The following is a 16227-nucleotide window of genomic DNA, read 5'->3' as shown; positions in this document are numbered from 1 at the left end:
GCTCAAGACGCGACTAGAACACCGGCGTACCGTCCCGCGTCAGCCTCCAGTCCACCGACGCGAAGTCCTCCGGGTCCAGCACACCCTTCGCCGTCACCCACTCCGCGATCCGCGTGCGGATCTCCGTCGACTCCGACCACAGCTCCGGCACCGACGCCACATGCGGGAACGCCCCACCACCGTTCGCGCGGTAGTTGTTCACCGCGAACACGAACTGCTGCGCGTCATCGAGCGCCACCCCGCCGTACGTCAGGTTCCTGATCCGCGAACCCGCCGCCTGCGCGATGTCGATGTCGTACGACAGACCCGACACATAGTCGTAGTTGTAGTCCGGACGACCGTTGGCGTTCGTCAGCTGGCTCACGTCCACGGCGGCACCCGCGGCCGTCCGCACGAAGTACTCCGCCGAATACTCCAGGTACGCCCGCAGCTGAGCCCCCGTCATCAGCTTCGCGACCAGCGTGTTGTCGTACACGTACAGGCTCGACAGATCCCGGATCGTCACCTCACCCGCCGGGATCTCCGACGTACGCGAGAACGGCGACGCCTGCGCGATCACCGGCAGCGCCGCGTACTCGGTCCCCGCCAGCGCCTCCCTCACCACGTCCTCCTGGACCTTGGTGATCAGGTCGATGATCGGGGCGTCCTTGTAACGGGCCTCGACCGTCGTCAGGGTCTCCGTCGCCGTGCCGACGACCTGGTTGACGTACTCCACGACCTTCGCGTGCTCGTCCGCCAGCAGCTTCGTGATCTTCGGATCGTCCTCGACCGTGTTGGAGTTCAGCACCTTCGCCGACACCGACTCCACACTCCAGCGCCCCTTGGCGAACACCAGCTCGAAGTCGAACACCGACATCCGCTGCGCGTACGCCAACGGCTCCGACAGCACCACCGTCTTACCGGTCCTGTCGTTGGTGACCCTCAGCTCCGGGATCTCCACATGCGCGTGCCCCACCAGGATCGCGTCGATGTCCGGCACCAGCCGCGCCACGTTCGCCGCCGCGTTCTCCACATGCGGCAACTGGTCACCGTACGACGACGTACCGGACGAACCCGAGTGCGCCGACACCACGACCACGTCCGCACCCATCGACTTCAGCCTGGGCACCCACTTCGCGGCCTGCTCCTCCAGACCCGGGAACGCCAGCTTGCCCTGCACGTACGCCTTGTCCCAGATCGCGATACCCGGGTTCGTCAGCCCCAGCACCGCCACCTTCACCGGCCGCGCCCCCGGCACCCGGAACGTCTTCATGAAGTACGGCGGGAAAGCGGGCTTCAGCGTCTTCGCGTCCACCGCGTTCGCCCCGAGCAGCGGGAAGTCGCACTGCTCCTCGAACTTGCGCAGCGTCTCGATGCCGTAGTTGAACTCGTGGTTGCCGAGCGCCACCGCGTCATAGCCGATGGCGTTCATCGCCTGCGCCATCGGATGCACCGGACCGCCCTCCGCGGTGATCGGGTCCACCTTGGCGTAGTAGTACGTCAGCGGGGTGCCCTGGATCGTGTCACCCGCGTCCAGCAGCAGCGTGTTGCGGCGGCCCTTCTCCGCACGGACCTGGTTCACCAGCGTGGAGATCCGGGCCAGACCCTGGGTGTTGCCCGCCGCGTCGGCGTAGTCGGCGTCCTTGAAGTAGTCCCAGTTGAAGACCCGGCCGTGCAGATCGGTCGTACCCAGCACGGTCAGCGAGTACCGCTTGCCGCCCTTCGCGCCCTTCCCGCCCCCGGCTGCGGCCGCCGCCGGAGCCGCCGCCGCACCGGCGATCGCCACCCCCGCCCCGGTCACGGCGGACTTCTTCAGGAACTTCCGGCGATTCAACGGCATGGCTCGTACTCCTCGGAGCGTGGTCGCGACGACGCGCGTAGATAACGCACGTGGATAACGCGCGTAGATTCTGACGCGTCCGCCACCAACGACAACAGCCCTCCAACGTTTCGATCTGGTGACCCGGCCTGTGCGTCCCCGTGCAGCATCCGGGCGCCAACCGCCCCACACCTGACAGAGTGGGACGTATGGCCACCCCAACCGCCCTGCCCTACGGCACCCCTGACGCCCCCCGCATCGCCGTGCGCGGCGAAGCCCACCTGGAAGTCGACCCCGAACTCGCCCGCATCACCATCACCGTCGGCGCCCGCGGCCGTGACCGCCGCACCGCCCTCGACGACCTCACCCGCCGCAACACCGCCGCCCTCGACCTCGTCAAGACCTACGGCGACGCTGTCGAACGCCTGGAGACCGGCACCTTCTCCATCACCCCCGAACTCACCAAACACGGGCGCGGCGAACGCGTCCGCACCTACCACGGCACCGTCCACATCACCGCCGAACTCACCGACTTCACCGCCCTCGGCGAACTCACCACCCGCCTCGCCGACCTCGAACTCACCCGAGTCGACGGCCCCTGGTGGACCCTCCGCCCCACCTCACCCGCCCACCGGCAAGCCCGCCAACAAGCCGTCACCGAAGCCGTCCAACGCGCCCGCGAATACGCCGACGCCCTCGGCACCACCCTCGCCGCCCTCGTCGAGATCGCCGACATCGGCGCCGAGAACCCCGAGGCGTACCGCAGCGCCGCCACCCCCGCCCGCATGCGCAACGTCGCCTACTCCGGCGCCGCCGAAGACCTCGCCGCCGTACCCCTCGACCTCGAACCCCAACGGCAACACGTCTACGCCACCGTCAACGCCCGCTTCACCATGACGCCGCCCACCCTCTAGCCGTACTGCACCGAAAAGACAGCCGAATTCGCGCGGCCCCTGCAATTCTTCATTCGCGCTCATCGGAGCGTCCCGCCGCACAATTCAACGCTTGTCAACACCCCTTCACTGAAAGGTTGTTGAGTCGTCATGCCGGACCAATTCCCTACCCATCGGTAAGGCCTAGGCTCGAAACATGCGCCGAGCAAAGATCGTCTGCACCCTGGGCCCCGCCACCGACTCCTACGACCAGATCAAAGCCCTGGTCGAAGCCGGAATGGACGTCGCCCGATTCAATCTCAGCCACGGCAGCTACGCCGACCACGAGGAGCGCTACCAGCGCGTACGCAAGGCCGCCGACGAAACCGGCCGCAGCGTCGGCGTCCTCGCCGACCTTCAGGGTCCGAAGATCCGACTCGGCCGCTTCACCGAAGGCCCCGTACTCCTTGAACGCGGCGACCACTTCACCATCACCGCCGAGGACGACGCCCAAGGCGACCGCACCTCCTGCGGAACCACCTACAAAGGCCTCGCCACTGACGTCACCCCCGGCGAACGCATCCTCGTCGACGACGGCAAGGTCTGCCTCGAAGTCACCGCCGTGGACGGACCCCGCGTCCACACCACGGTCGTCGAAGGCGGCATGGTCTCCGACAACAAGGGCCTCAACCTCCCCGGCGTCGCCGTCTCCGTCCCCGCCCTCTCCGACAAGGACGAAGCCGACCTCCGCTGGGCCCTGCGCACCGGCTTCGACGTCATCGCCCTCTCCTTCGTACGCAGCGGACGCGACGCCGACGACGTCCACCGCATCATGGCCGAGGAGGGCCGCCGACTCCCCGTCATCGCCAAGGTCGAGAAACCCCAGGCCGTCGACCACCTCGACGACATCGTCGCCGCCTTCGACGGCATCATGGTCGCCCGCGGAGACCTCGGCGTCGAAATGCCCCTCGAACAGGTCCCCATCGTCCAGAAGCGCGCCATCAAACTCGCCCGGCGCAACGCCAAGCCGGTCATCGTCGCCACGCAGATGCTCGACTCCATGATCGACAACTCCCGGCCCACCCGGGCCGAGGCCAGCGACGTCGCCAACGCCGTCATCGACGGCACCGACGCGGTGATGCTCTCCGGCGAGACCAGCGTCGGCAAGTACCCCGTCGAGACGGTCCGCACCATGGCCAAGATCGTCACCGCGGCGGAGGAGGACCTGCTCGCCAAGGGGCTCCCACCCCTCACCGAGAGCAACAAGCCCCGCACCCAGGGCGGCGCGGTCGCCCGCGCGGCGGCGGAGATGGGCGACTTCCTCGGCGCCAAGTTCCTCGTCGCCTTCACCCAGTCCGGCGACACGGCCCGCCGCCTCTCGCGATACCGCTCCCCGATCCCCCTGCTCGCCTTCACCCCCGACCCGGCGACGCGCTCCCAGCTCAGCCTGACGTGGGGCGTGGAAACCTTCCTCGGCCCGCACGTCGGCTCGACCGACGCGATGGTCGACCAGGTCGACGACCTGCTCACCCAGTACGCCCGCTGCGACAAGGACGACACGGTCGTCATCACGGCGGGCTCCCCGCCCGGCATGTCCGGCACGACGAACATGGTCCGGGTGCACCACATCGGCGAGGAGAGGCAGTAGACACCCTTCAGTACTTGGGCCCGACGTGGACGTCCATCAAGGCGACGGAGGCTTTGCGGGCGACGGACACGTTGAAGGGTGACCCGCCGCGGGTGCAGTGCGTCCACTCGATGCCGAGTCTGTCGAGGGTCCCGGTATAGAGGCGGCGGACGTCGTCCGACTTGTTGCTGAAGAAGTAGCGCGGATATTCGTAGCGCTTCTTCTCACCGGCGACGACGCGGGTCGTCCAGTTGGTGATACGGCATCCATCGGAGTGGATGAGGCCCCGGACGAATTCCCAGGGGTGCGTGTTGACGATGGCCTGCTGCCAGGGTTCGAGCACGATCGGGCGCTCGTGCTTCTTTCCGGACCCGTGCTGTGGGAACAGGCACCACATGTGCTTGGAGTACACCTTCACGTCCCGGCACCCCTTCCGGCGCACTCTGCACACCGAGTTGTGTGGGAACACCCTGCGCATGGCCGTCTCGCACTCCTCCATGAGCCCGGGATGCGCGTCGGCGCATGTGATGGACAGGCTGGGGGCCCGCTTGGCGCGGTTCTGGATGACGTGTCCATCGCCGAGGTACAGGCCCAGGAGGTAGGCGTAGGCGCGTTCGTCCAGCTCGCCCTCGCATCGCGGGCAGTGCGACTGATGCGCTCCCGGGCACTCCCCGCGCTTGGCCCGGTCCCGGTGCTTCCAGTAGCCGATCGTGCCGACCGGAACGTTGAGCTTGCGGGCCACGTCCGCGTTCTTCGTACCGCCGCGTAGCAGCGTGAGCGCCTGCTCCCGAACGGCTGTGCTGTGATCGTTCATGTGGCCACTGTGCGTCACGCGGGGTGACTCCGTGCAGCAGAAAGCGGAGAACCACGCGAACGTGATCCTCCGCTTCAGAGGTGCCGGGTGCGGGACTCGAACCCGCACGTCCTCTCGGACAGATGTGTTTGAGACATCAGCGTCTGCCTGTTCCGCCAACCCGGCAACAGCGCTGCTCGGAGTGTACCCGGTAACCGTCGAGGACTTCAGCTAGGTAGGCTCTTGTCAGCAGTACCTGCCTGCCCCGGAACAAGGAGCGCCCCAGTGACCGCCCCCGAGTCGCCCCAGCCCGTAGACGTGCCCGATGACGACAAGTCGCACGTTCCTCCGCTGACGACCCGTGTCGTCATCGCCGAGGACGAGGCGCTGATCCGGCTCGATCTGAAAGAGATGCTCGAGGAGGAGGGGTACACCGTCGTCGGTGAGGCCGGTGATGGTGAGGAGGCTGTCGAGCTGGCGCGTGAGCACCGGCCGGACCTGGTGATCCTCGATGTGAAGATGCCGAAGCTGGACGGTATCTCCGCGGCGGAGAAGATCACCGAGGAGTCCATCGCCCCGGTGCTGATGCTGACGGCGTTCTCGCAGCGCGACCTCGTGGAGCGGGCGCGGGACGCGGGTGCGATGGCGTATCTGGTGAAGCCGTTCAGCAAGAGTGATGTCGTACCGGCGATCGAGATGGCCGTCTCGCGGTACACGCAGCTGAAGGAGCTGGAGAAGGAGGTCGCTGATCTCAGTCAGCGGCTGGAGACGCGGAAGCTGGTGGACCGTGCGAAGTCGATCCTTCAGACGGAGTACGGGCTGACGGAGCCCGCGGCGTTCCGGTGGATTCAGAAGACGTCGATGGATCGGCGGATGTCGATGCAGCAGGTGGCGGAGGCGGTCATTCAGGACGCCGAGGAGAAGAAGGCGGCCAAGGGTTGATCTGACGCCCGACGCCCGGGTTGTACGACAGTGAGGCCCGCGCCCCCGGTTACGAGGGGGCGTGGGCCTCACTGTCGTACGGGTGTCGTCAGTCCTCGCCGAGGTAGGCCTTGCGGACCGACTCGTCGTGGAGGAGGTCCTGGCCGGTGCCGGAGAGGACGATCTTGCCGATCTCCATGACGTGGCCCTGGTCGGCGAGGGAGAGCGCGGCCTGGGCGTTCTGTTCGACGAGCAGGATGGTGGTGCCCTGGGACTTCAGCTCGGCGATGGTTGCCATGATCTTCTGCATCATGATCGGGGAGAGGCCCATGGAGGGCTCGTCGAGCATGAGGAGTTTGGGCTGGGACATCAGGGCCCTGCCCATGGCGAGCATCTGCTGTTCGCCGCCGGAGAGGGTGCCGGCGGCCTGCTTGCGGCGTTCCCCGAGGATGGGGAAGAGGTCGTAGGCGCGCTGGATGTCCTTCTCGATGCCGCTCTTGTCGCTGCGGAGGAAGGCACCGAGGCGGAGGTTGTCCTCGATCGTCATGCGGGGGAAGATGTGCCGCCCCTCGGGGGAGTGGGCGAGTCCCTGGGAGACGATCTGGTGGGCGGGGAACTTCTTGAGTGACTTGCCGTTGAACTTGATCTGGCCGCCGACGGGCTTGAGGAGCCCGGAGAGGGTGCGCAGGGTGGTGGTCTTGCCCGCGCCGTTGGTGCCGATGAGGGTGACGACCTGGCCGGCTTCGACCTTGAAGGAGATGCCCTTGACGGCTTCGATCTTGCCGTAGGCGACTCGGAGGTCCTCGACTTCGAGTAGTGCGGTCATCGGTCGTTCTCCTTGCCGGGCGCGGCGTCCGTCGTGGCGTCGGCGTGTGCTTCGGCGGCTTCGACTTCGGCGACTTCGGCGGCGCCGGGTGCGTTCTCGAAGGGTTCTCCGAGGTAGGCGGCGATGACGCGGTCGTCGCCCTGGACGGTGGCGGGGTCGCCTTCGACGAGTTTCTCGCCTTGGACGAGTACGGCGACGCGGTCGCAGAGGTTGAAGATGAACCGCATGTCGTGCTCGATGACGAGGACGGCGATGCCCTTGTCGCGGATGGCGAAGACGAGTTCCTCGGTGGCGCGGGTCTCCTGGGGGTTCATGCCGGCGGTGGGTTCGTCCAGGAGGAGGAGGCCGGGTTCGCTCGCGAGTGCGCGGGCGATCTCGAGCTTGCGCTGTTCGCCGTAGGGGAGGTTGCGGGCGAGGTGGTCGGCCTTGTCGGCGAGGCCGACGAACTCGAGGAGTTCCATGCCGCGTTCGCGGGAGGCGGCTTCGGCCTTGTGGAAGCCGGGGCCGCGCAGGAGGGCGGACCAGAGGCCTTCCTTGGTGCGGGTGTGGCGTCCGACGAGGACGTTTTCCAGGACGGTCATGTTGGCGAAGAGCCGGATGTTCTGGAAGGTGCGGGCGATGCCCGCGGCGGTGACCTTGAAGGACTTGGGCGGCAGGATGTCGCCCTTGTAGCGGACTTCTCCCTCGGTGGGGATGTAGAGGCCGGTGAGGCAGTTGAAGAAGGTGGTCTTGCCCGCGCCGTTGGGTCCGATGAGTCCGACGATCTCGCCGCTGCCGACGGTGAGGTCGACGTTGCGTACGGCGGTGAGGCCGCCGAAGCGCATGGTGACGCCGCGTGCGTCGAGGACGGGGGCGCCGGGGGTGGTGGCGTCGGGGGTGTTCTGGGTGGTGGTGTCGGTTGTCATGGTGGTCAGGCCCCTGCCTTGCTGAGGACTGTGGGCGGCTCGGCCTCTTCGTGGAATTCGAGCTGGCGGCGCCGGTTGGGGATGAGGCCCTCGGGGCGGAAGCGCATCAGGAGGACGAGTGCGAGGCCGAAGGCGAAGAGCTGGTAGTCGCCGAGGAACTGGAGCTTGGCGGGGATGAGGTAGAGCAGGGCGGCGCCGACGAGGGGGCCGCTGATGGTGCCCATGCCGCCGAGGACGACGGCGGCGAGGAGGAACGCCGAGTTGGGCGGGACGACGTGGGCGAACTGGTACTGCTCGGGGGTCACGGTGTAGGTGACGTGGGCCTGGACGGTGCCGGCGAGCCCGGCGAGGGTGGCGCCGAGGGCGAAGGCGATGAGTTTGACGCGGAAGCCGTTGATGCCCATGGCTTCGGCGGCGGTCTCGTCCTCTCGGATGGCGACCCAGGCGCGTCCGATGCGGGAGTCGGCGCTGCGGCGGAAGACCACGACCACGATGAGGGTGATCAGCAGCATCAGCAGGAAGTAGTTGGAGAACCGGCCGATGGTGACGCCGAGCATGTTGTGTTCGGCGCCGAAGTCGAAGCCGAGGATGTTGAGGTTGGGTACGGAGGAGATGCCGGCGGAGCCGTTGGTGATGTCGGGTCCGGAGGTGCCGTCGGTGTTGAGGACGGCGATGCGGAAGATCTCTCCGAAGCCGAGGGTCACGATGGCGAGGTAGTCGCCGCGCAGGCGCAGGGTGGGTGCGCCGATGATGACGCCGAAGACCATGGCGACGGCGGCGCCGAGGAGTGCGGAGAGCCAGAACGGCAGCTGGACGTCGAACGGTGAGGAGGGTGAGCCGGAGACCATGGCGGCGGTGTAGGCGCCGACGCCGAGGAAGGCGACGTAGCCGAGGTCGAGGAGTCCGGCGAGGCCGACGACGATGTTCAGGCCGAGGGCGACGGTGGCGAAGATGAGGATGTAGACGCCGATGGTGGCGTACTGGTCGTCGGACTGGGTGAAGGGGAAGGCGGCGGCGGCGACGAAGGCGCCGATCATGGTGATGTTGCGGTGTTTGACGGTGATCGCCGAGATCCGGCCCACGAGTCCGGCCTTGGCGATGGCGGCGAAGCCGAAGCCCGCGGTGATGAGGAAGCCGATGAAGAGTTCGTCGTACTCGGTGCCGATGCCGTAGGTGAAGACGGTGAGGCCGATGGCCATGACGGCGACGATGACGAGGATCTCGGCGTATGCGGGGAGTTGGCGGGCCGGGGCCTTGGTGGGGCCGGTGGCGATCGCGGCGCGTACGACGTTGAGGTTGTGGCGGGTGTTGTGGCGGAAGTGGTCCCAGCCGCTGTCGTCGGGGTCGATGGGGTCGGGCTCGGGCTTGTCGTAGGGGAGCGCGAGCGCGCCGACGAGGGCGGTGAGGGTGGCGAGGGCCGCTATGTAGCCGCCGGGTTCGAGGTTGACGACGCCGCCGAGCTTGGAGCTGATGGCGATGACGGTGTACCAGGCGGTGGCGAAGGCGCCGAGGGCGGAGAGCTTGAGGGCGCTGTCGGCTCCGGCGGGGGTGAGCCAGCCGAGGCCCTTGACGTCGTAGGAGGCGAGGCCGAAGAGGGTGGTGAGGGCGCCGCCGATGAGGACGAGGACCTGGAGGCCGCCCGGGTAGCCGTAGACGGTGAGGTCGCCGGGGAATTCGGCGGTCCAGGTCCAGGCGAGGAAGGTGGAGATGATGGTGAGGATGCCACCGACGGTGGCGAGGGCGCGTCCGATGGGCGCCGGGATGCCGATGAGGCCGGTGGGGGCGCCGGTGGTGGGGGTGTCGGCGCTTTCGGGTGCGGTGGTCTGTGTGGTCATCGGTGTCACGCCCTGTCCGCGACGCGCTCGCCGAGCAGGCCCTGTGGCCTGAACAGCAGTACGAGGATGAGGAGTACGAAGGCCCAGACGTCGGCCCAGGACTGGCTGCCGAGCTTGTCCATGCCGGGGATGTCGGCGATGTAGGCGGTGGACAAGGCTTCGGCGACGCCGAGGACGAGGCCGCCGAGCATGGCGCCGTAGATGTTGCCGATGCCGCCGAGGACGGCCGCGGTGAAGGCCTTGAGGCCGAGGATGAAGCCCATGCGGAAGTCGATCTGGCCGTACTTGAGGCCGTAGGCGACGCCGCCGACCGCTGCGAAGATCGCGCCGAGGGCGAAGGCGACCACGATGATGCGGTCGGTGTTGATGCCCATGAGTTTGGCGGTGTCGGGGTCCTGGGCGGTGGCCTGCATGCCGCGTCCAGTGCGGGTCTTCATGACGAAGTAGCCGAGGATGGCCATGCTGATGGGGGCGGCCAGGAAGAGGAAGATGTCACCGGTCTGGATGGTGACGTTGCCGAACTCGAAGGGTCCGCCCTCGATCTGGGGGAACTTCAGGGGGCGGTCTGCTTTGGGGTACCAGGCCCAGACCGCCTGCTGGAGTGCCAGTGAGAGGCCGATGGCGGTGATGAGGGGGGCCAGGCGGGGTGCGCCGCGCAGCGGGCGGTAGGCGAATCGTTCCGCTCCTACCGCGACGGTGACGGCGACGATCATGGCGCCTATCAGCATCAGGGGGAGGGCGATCACCATGGAGGTGCCGTCGGGCAGGATGTACAGATAGACCGTGATGGCGCCGAATGCCCCGGTCATGAAGATCTCGCCGTGGGCGAAGTTGATGAGCTGGACGATGCCGTAGACCATTGTGTAGCCGATGGCGACCAGCCCGTACATGGATCCCAGTAGCAGGCCGTTGACCAGCTGCTGCGGCAGTTCGTTCACCGCATGTCCTCCGAGACTTCGGATGTCGAGTGGATGGGGGCCGGATGCGAGTCCGCGCGGGGCGCCTGTGGTGCGGCGCCCCGCGCGGCTCTCAAGGTGATGCGGGGGTGGGTCAGCCGGTGTAGGTACCGGACTTGACGGCCTTCCACTCGCCGTTCTCGACCGCGTAGACCGTGAGCTGCTTGTTGGTCGTGTCACCGAACTCGTCGAAGGCGACCTTGCCGGTGACGCCGTCGAAGGAGACGTTCTGGACGGCGGCGGTGACCTGCGCGCGGGCGTCGTCGGGCAGCTTGCCGTCGTTGTCCTCGACGACCTTCTTCACGGCCTCGATGATCGACCAGGCGGCGTCGTAGGAGTAACCGCCGTAGGCCGCGTAGTCCTCCTTGTAGCCTCCGGCCTTGTAGGCGTCGACGAACTTCTTGGCGGAGTCCAGCTCCTCCAGCGGGGCGCCGACCGAGGTGGCGAGGTCGCCGTCGCTGTTGTTGCCGGCCAGCTCGATGAAGGTCGGGTCGAAGATGCCGTCGCCGCCGACCAGCGGGACCTTGACGCCCGCGGCCTTGATCTGCTTGCTGAGCGGACCGGCCTGCGGGTACTCGCCGCCGTAGTAGACGACGTCGGCGCCGGAGTTCTTCACCTTGGTGGCGACCGCGGAGAAGTCCTTGGTGTCGGGGTTGATGTGCTCGGTGCCGACGACCTTGCCGCCGAGCTTCTTGAACTCGTCGGTGAAGGTGGCGGCGAGACCGGCGCCGTAGGTCTTCTTGTCGTCGATGACGAAGACCTTGGTCTTCTTGGAGTCGTTGTAGACGTACTGCGCGGCGAACGGGCCCTGGATGGCGTCCGTGGTGGAGGTGCGGAAGTACGACTTGTACGTGCGGACCTTGTTGGTCTGCCAGTCGGGTCCCTGGGTGAGGCTGGGGCCAGTGTTGGCCGGGGAGACCTGGACCAGCTTGGCGTCGTCGAAGACCTTCTGCATGGACTCGCCGACGGAGGAGTTCAGCGGGCCGACGACGCCGATGACGTCCTTGTTGGCGACCAGCGTGGAGGCGTTCTGCTGGCCGGAGGACGGCTGGGCCTGGTCGTCGAGCGCCTGGATCTCGAAGGTGATGCCGTCGACGTAGTTGTCCTTGTTGGCGGTCTTGGCCGCGAGGTCGGCGGAGTTCTTGATGCCGAGACCCAGAGCGGAGAGGTCGCCGGTCAGCGGCGCGTCGACGCCGATGATGACCTTGGTGCCGCCGCTGCCGGAGTCCGAGCCGCCGTCGTCGTCGCGCGAGCCGCAGGCGGTGAGGGTGAGAGCTCCCGCCGCCAGCGCGGCGGTGATGGCGATGAGCGAACGTTGACGCACGATCAGTCCTTTCCCTGGCACGGCCCTTCCTCCTGGAAGCGGCCGAGTCGAGCGCTGGGCCGAAGTGACTTTCCGACGGCGCGGTGACTGGCGGTGACTCTAAGCGTGTGAGGGGAACGTGGAGGAGTATCTGGCCAAGGCTGTGACGCTCTTGTTATGACACGACGTAATGCAGAGCGGTACTGAGTGGGTGGAACCGCGGAATTCCGGCCGATTCGCCCTGTCCGAATAGTGAGAACTCCCAGGCCTCGCGCGGGTAGTTCAGGTGTCTCAGGGGTTTTGGTGATTACCGGGAATCGTTGCTACAGGCTACCTGTAGCGCCTCCGAGAGGTGTTGCGCGTAGCGTGCGCCGAGGATGAAACTGTGGGTTTGTATTGCACGCGTATTACGTAGAGTTACGTCCAGGAAAGGCAGACCGGCGTTCCCCGGCACTTTCCCGCATTCCGTGACCCGCATGTTGATCACGATCTTGCGTGAGGAACCCGCCTTGGTCCGAAAGGGCGGGCGGGGCGTCGAATCCACGATGAGGCCCGCGTAGGGCTGGGCGATGCCGGTCACGGTGACCGGGGGGCCGGACAGCACGCTCAGCACCACCTCGAAGCGGAAACCGGCCGCCGCGCCGGGGTCCTCGGCGGCCGTCTCGTTCAGATAGACGATGTCCACGACCTGCGACGGGTGCGGCGGTGCCGTCACGCGCGGTGCGGGCGAGGGGAGTGCCGGTACCGGCGAGGCCTGCGGCCGGGTCGCGTAGAGGTAGCCGCCGCCCGCGAGCAGGGCCATGGCGGCCACGGCAGCGAGGGCGGCCCGGCGGTGCCGTTCCGGCAGACGTCCGAGCGGCGCCAGACGGCCGGTGGGGGCGGGCCGCGGCGCCGGTTCCCGTACGTGGGTGTCCTCGCCCGGCTCCACGGGGCCGATGCCGCTCACTGCCATGGACCGTTGCTCGGGCCGCCGGTGCGGTACCAGTCGACGCAGCCCGCGCGGGCCCGGCGGTCGATCAGCGCGTCGGCGGCCGCGGTGCCGCGCCGCCGCTTCTCGGCCCGGGCGGCGTCCACGACCTCCCGCAGGATCTCGTACTGGCCGTTGGACAGGCCCATCGACTGGTAGTCGCCGTAGGTGTCGCCGTCCAGCACCTCGTGGGACCAGTGAGCCACGAGCCGGGCACACAGCTCCTCGGGCGGCGTGGGGCTCGCCGACGGGGTGCCCGCCGCGTCCCGGCCCGTGTCGTTCCCGCCCCCGCAACCGGCGGCGAGCAGCACCAGCACCACCACCGCCGACGTCCGGACGACCCCTCCCGCTGCCATGCCCCGACGCTACGGCGTATGGGGGGAGTTGGGCCAGAGGAGGGGGTGCTGTCGGCTGGCGGGGGCGTGCCGGAAGGGGGCTGTCGTGTCGGGGTGAGATCGGGTGGTGGTGCCTCAGGGGTGGACGGTCCCGCCGTCGCGGTCACTGAAGCGCTCCGCGTCGCTGCGGTTGACGTCGCGGAGCATGCAGGTCAGCCGGGCGCTGCACACGCGGCGGCCGTCCTCGTCGGTGATGACGATCTCGTATGTCGCCGTGGACCGGCCCCGGTGCAGGGGCGTGGCCACGCCGGTGACCAGGCCGGAGCGGGCGCCGCGGTGGTGGGTGCAGTTCAGGTCCACGCCGACGGCGATCTTCGAGGTGCCGCCGTGCAGCATCGAGCCGATCGAGCCGAGGGTCTCGGCGAGCACGGCGGAGGCGCCGCCGTGCAACAGGCCGTAGGGCTGGGTGTTGCCCTCGACCGGCATGGTGCCGACGACGCGGTCCGCCGACGCCTCCAGGATCTGCACGCCCATCCGGGTGCCGAGGTGGCCCGCGGAGAAGAGGGCCTGGAGGTCGACGCCGAGCGCGGCGTACTCGTCGATGACTTCCTGCGGGAACTTCACGTGCTGCTGCTCGCCCATGGGGCCGCGCTCCGTTCGTCGTCTGTCCGGTCGGCTGAATTCCGGCCTGCGCTGAGCAAACGCTCAGTCGGTCGCCGATTGTTCCAGACGGACCACGACGGACTTGCTGGCCGGGGTGTTGCTGGTGTCCGCGGTGGCGTCCAGCGGCACCAGGACGTTGGTCTCCGGGTAGTACGCGGCGGCGCAGCCCCGGGCGGTCGGGTAGTGCACCACGCGGAACCCGGGCGCCCGGCGCTCCACGCCGTCCTTCCACTCGCTCACCAGATCCACGTACGACCCGTCGGCGACCTTCAGCGCGCGGGCGTCCTCCGGGTTGACCAGCACCACCCGGCGGCCGCCCGCGATGCCGCGGTAGCGGTCGTCGAGGCCGTAGATCGTGGTGTTGTACTGGTCGTGCGAGCGCAGGGTCTGCAACAGCAGCCGCCCCTCGGGCAGTTCCGGGTACTCGACGGGGGCGGCGGTGAAGTTGGCCTTGCCGGTGGCGGTCGGGAAGCGGCGCTCGTCGCGGGGGGCGTGCGGCAGCACGAAGCCGCCGGGGCGGGCCACGCGCGCGTTGAAGTCCGCGAAGCCGGGCACCACGCGCGCGATGCGGTCCCGGATGGTCGCGTAGTCCTTCTCGAACTCCTCCCAGGGGACGACGCTGTCCGCGCCGAGCACCCGGCGGGCCATCCGGCACACGATCGCCGGTTCGGACAGCAGCTCGGGGCCCGCCGGGGCGAGGCGGCCGCGGGAGGCGTGCACCATGCCCATGGAGTCCTCGACGGTGACGAACTGCTCGCCGCTGCCCTGGAGGTCGCGCTCGGTGCGGCCCAGCGTGGGCAGGATCAGGGCGCGGGCGCCGGTGACGGCGTGGCTGCGGTTGAGCTTCGTCGACACGTGCACGGTCAGCCGGGCGCGCCGCATGGCCGCCTCGGTGACGTCGGTGTCGGGGGTCGCGGCGACGAAGTTGCCGCCCATGGCGAAGAAGACCTTGGCCTCGCCGTCGCGCAGGGCGCGGATGGCGCGTACGACGTCGTAGCCGTGCTCGCGCGGGGGAGCGAAGCCGAACTCCTTCTCCAGGGCGTCGAGGAAGGCGGGGGCGGGCCGTTCGAAGATGCCCATGGTGCGGTCGCCCTGCACGTTGGAGTGGCCGCGGACCGGGCAGACGCCCGCGCCGGGGCGGCCGATGTTGCCGCGCAGCAGCAGGAAGTTGACGACCTCGCGGATGGTGGGCACGGAGTGCTTGTGCTGGGTGAGTCCCATGGCCCAGCACACGATGGTGCGTTCGGAGGCGAGGACCAGGTCCAGGGCGCGGCGGATGTCCTGTTCGGTGAGGCCGGTGGCGGTGAGGGTGGCGGCCCAGTCGGCGGCGCGGGCGGCGGCGGCGAACTCCTCGTAGCCATGGGTGTGGTCGCGGACGAAGTCCTCGTCGACGGCGCCCGGGGTGTCGAGGATCAGCTTGTTCAGCAGGCGGAAGAGGGCCTGGTCGCCGCCGATGCGGATCTGGAGGAACAGGTCGGTGAGCGCGGCGCCGGTGGTGAGGCCCTTGGCGGTCTGCGGGTTCTTGAAGCGCTCCAGGCCCGCCTCGGGCAGCGGGTTGACGCTGATGATCTTCGCGCCGTTGGCCTTGGCCCGCTCCAGGGCGGAGAGCATGCGGGGGTGGTTGGTGCCCGGGTTCTGACCGGCGACGATGATCAGGTCGGCCTGGTGGAGGTCGTCCAGCAGGACGCTGCCCTTGCCGATGCCGATGGTCTCCGTCAGCGCCGAGCCCGAGGACTCGTGGCACATGTTGGAGCAGTCCGGCAGGTTGTTGGTGCCCAGTTCGCGGGCGAAGAGCTGGTAGAGGAACGCGGCCTCGTTGCTGGTGCGGCCCGAGGTGTAGAAGACGGCCTCGTCGGGGGAGCCGAGGGCGGTGATCTCCTCGGCGACGATGTCGAAGGCGCGTTCCCAGGTCACCGGCTCGTAGTGCTCGCCCCCTTCGGGGAGGTACATGGGGTGCGTCAGCCGGCCCTGCTGGCCGAGCCAGTAGCCGCTGCGGCCCGCGAGGTCGGCGACGGAGTGCGCGGCGAAGAACTCCGGGGTGACCCGGCGCAGGGTGGCTTCCTCGGCGACCGCCTTGGCGCCGTTCTCGCAGAACTCCATCGTGTGCCGGTGGTCGCCCTCCGGCCAGGCGCAGCCGGGGCAGTCGAAGCCTTCCTTCTGGTTGACGCGCAGCAGGGTGAGCGCCGTGCGCTTGACGCCCATCTGCCGCTGGGCGGCGCGCAGGGTGTGCCCGATGGCCGTGAGCCCGGCCGCCGTGTGCTTGGGGTCGGAGACCTTCGGCGCGTCCTGGACCGGATCACCCTGGGGCGGCTTCGTGGCCATCGCACGCTCTCCTTCGACTGCGCGGCTGTGTGTACTGCACGTGACTGCGTGGGCACTGCATCTGTGAGGTACGTCTCCGATCCTCGCACGCCGGACCGACAGCG

Annotated in this window: 14 protein-coding genes and 1 tRNA gene; 3 read left to right on the top strand and 12 right to left on the bottom strand. The window is 68.5% G+C overall.

Annotated features, from left to right (window positions below; translation table 11 throughout):
- Positions 1-13: 13 nt before the first annotated feature.
- Entirely contained in the window at positions 14-1819 is a 1806-nt protein-coding gene (locus KBY47_RS01025) for a bifunctional UDP-sugar hydrolase/5'-nucleotidase (RefSeq protein ID WP_210918899.1), read from the bottom strand.
- 188 nt (positions 1820-2007) lie between these two features.
- Between KBY47_RS01025 and KBY47_RS01020 the strand changes: the two genes are divergently transcribed.
- Both KBY47_RS01020 and pyk read left to right on the top strand, forming a co-directional pair.
- The gene (locus KBY47_RS01020; protein ID WP_210918898.1) at positions 2008-2712 is read left to right on the top strand and encodes an SIMPL domain-containing protein; all 705 of its coding nucleotides are present in this window, start codon (positions 2008-2010) and stop codon (positions 2710-2712) included.
- A 175-nt stretch (positions 2713-2887) separates the two neighbouring features.
- On the top strand, positions 2888-4318 hold the full coding sequence (pyk, locus tag KBY47_RS01015; RefSeq protein ID WP_210918897.1) for a pyruvate kinase: 1431 nt from the start codon (positions 2888-2890) through the stop codon (positions 4316-4318).
- Between the two features lie 7 nt (positions 4319-4325).
- Here the strand turns inward: pyk and KBY47_RS01010 are convergent, their stop codons facing one another.
- Both KBY47_RS01010 and KBY47_RS01005 read right to left on the bottom strand, forming a co-directional pair.
- Positions 4326-5111, bottom strand: coding sequence for a helix-turn-helix domain-containing protein (locus KBY47_RS01010; RefSeq protein ID WP_210918896.1), 786 nt, complete (start codon positions 5109-5111; stop codon positions 4326-4328).
- An 81-nt stretch (positions 5112-5192) separates the two neighbouring features.
- Positions 5193-5276 (bottom strand) — tRNA-Leu (locus tag KBY47_RS01005).
- A 99-nt stretch (positions 5277-5375) separates the two neighbouring features.
- On the opposite strand from KBY47_RS01005, the gene KBY47_RS01000 reads away from it, so the two are divergent.
- Positions 5376-6032 (top strand): ANTAR domain-containing response regulator, encoded by a 657-nt coding sequence (locus KBY47_RS01000; RefSeq protein WP_210918895.1) that lies wholly within the window; start codon positions 5376-5378, stop codon positions 6030-6032.
- An 88-nt stretch (positions 6033-6120) separates the two neighbouring features.
- Here the strand turns inward: KBY47_RS01000 and KBY47_RS00995 are convergent, their stop codons facing one another.
- The 9 genes from KBY47_RS00995 to KBY47_RS00955 form a co-directional block, all read right to left on the bottom strand.
- On the bottom strand, positions 6121-6837 hold the full coding sequence (locus tag KBY47_RS00995; protein ID WP_210918894.1) for an ABC transporter ATP-binding protein: 717 nt from the start codon (positions 6835-6837) through the stop codon (positions 6121-6123).
- Positions 6834-7742, bottom strand: coding sequence for an ABC transporter ATP-binding protein (locus KBY47_RS00990; RefSeq protein ID WP_210918893.1), 909 nt, complete (start codon positions 7740-7742; stop codon positions 6834-6836). Before KBY47_RS00990 ends, KBY47_RS00995 begins: the two co-directional genes overlap by 4 nt.
- Positions 7743-7747: 5 nt before the next feature.
- Positions 7748-9577: a branched-chain amino acid ABC transporter permease gene (locus tag KBY47_RS00985; protein WP_210918892.1), complete on the bottom strand. Its 1830-nt coding sequence runs from the start codon at positions 9575-9577 to the stop codon at positions 7748-7750.
- Between the two features lie 5 nt (positions 9578-9582).
- The gene (locus KBY47_RS00980; protein ID WP_210918891.1) at positions 9583-10515 is read right to left on the bottom strand and encodes a branched-chain amino acid ABC transporter permease; all 933 of its coding nucleotides are present in this window, start codon (positions 10513-10515) and stop codon (positions 9583-9585) included.
- 112 nt (positions 10516-10627) lie between these two features.
- Positions 10628-11857 carry a branched-chain amino acid ABC transporter substrate-binding protein gene (locus tag KBY47_RS00975; protein ID WP_210918890.1) on the bottom strand — a complete coding sequence of 410 codons (1230 nt, stop codon included), beginning with the start codon at positions 11855-11857 and terminating at the stop codon, positions 10628-10630.
- A 286-nt stretch (positions 11858-12143) separates the two neighbouring features.
- Positions 12144-12782: a Tat pathway signal sequence domain protein gene (locus KBY47_RS00970; RefSeq protein ID WP_210918889.1), complete on the bottom strand. Its 639-nt coding sequence runs from the start codon at positions 12780-12782 to the stop codon at positions 12144-12146.
- Entirely contained in the window at positions 12779-13159 is a 381-nt protein-coding gene (locus KBY47_RS00965; protein WP_210918888.1) for a hypothetical protein, read from the bottom strand. Before KBY47_RS00965 ends, KBY47_RS00970 begins: the two co-directional genes overlap by 4 nt.
- A gap of 114 nt (positions 13160-13273) precedes the next feature.
- Positions 13274-13780, bottom strand: a complete 507-nt coding sequence (locus KBY47_RS00960) for a PaaI family thioesterase (protein ID WP_210918887.1) — start codon at positions 13778-13780, stop codon at positions 13274-13276.
- Positions 13781-13843: 63 nt separating this feature from the next.
- On the bottom strand, positions 13844-16123 hold the full coding sequence (locus tag KBY47_RS00955) for an FdhF/YdeP family oxidoreductase (RefSeq protein WP_210918886.1): 2280 nt from the start codon (positions 16121-16123) through the stop codon (positions 13844-13846).
- Positions 16124-16227: the final 104 nt, after the last annotated feature.

It is taken from the genome of Streptomyces sp. B93, from assembly GCF_018070565.1.
GTDB lineage: Bacteria > Actinomycetota > Actinomycetes > Streptomycetales > Streptomycetaceae > Streptomyces.
Note: the sequence above shows the minus strand (reverse complement) of the source record. Positions and strands in the feature narration are given on the sequence as shown.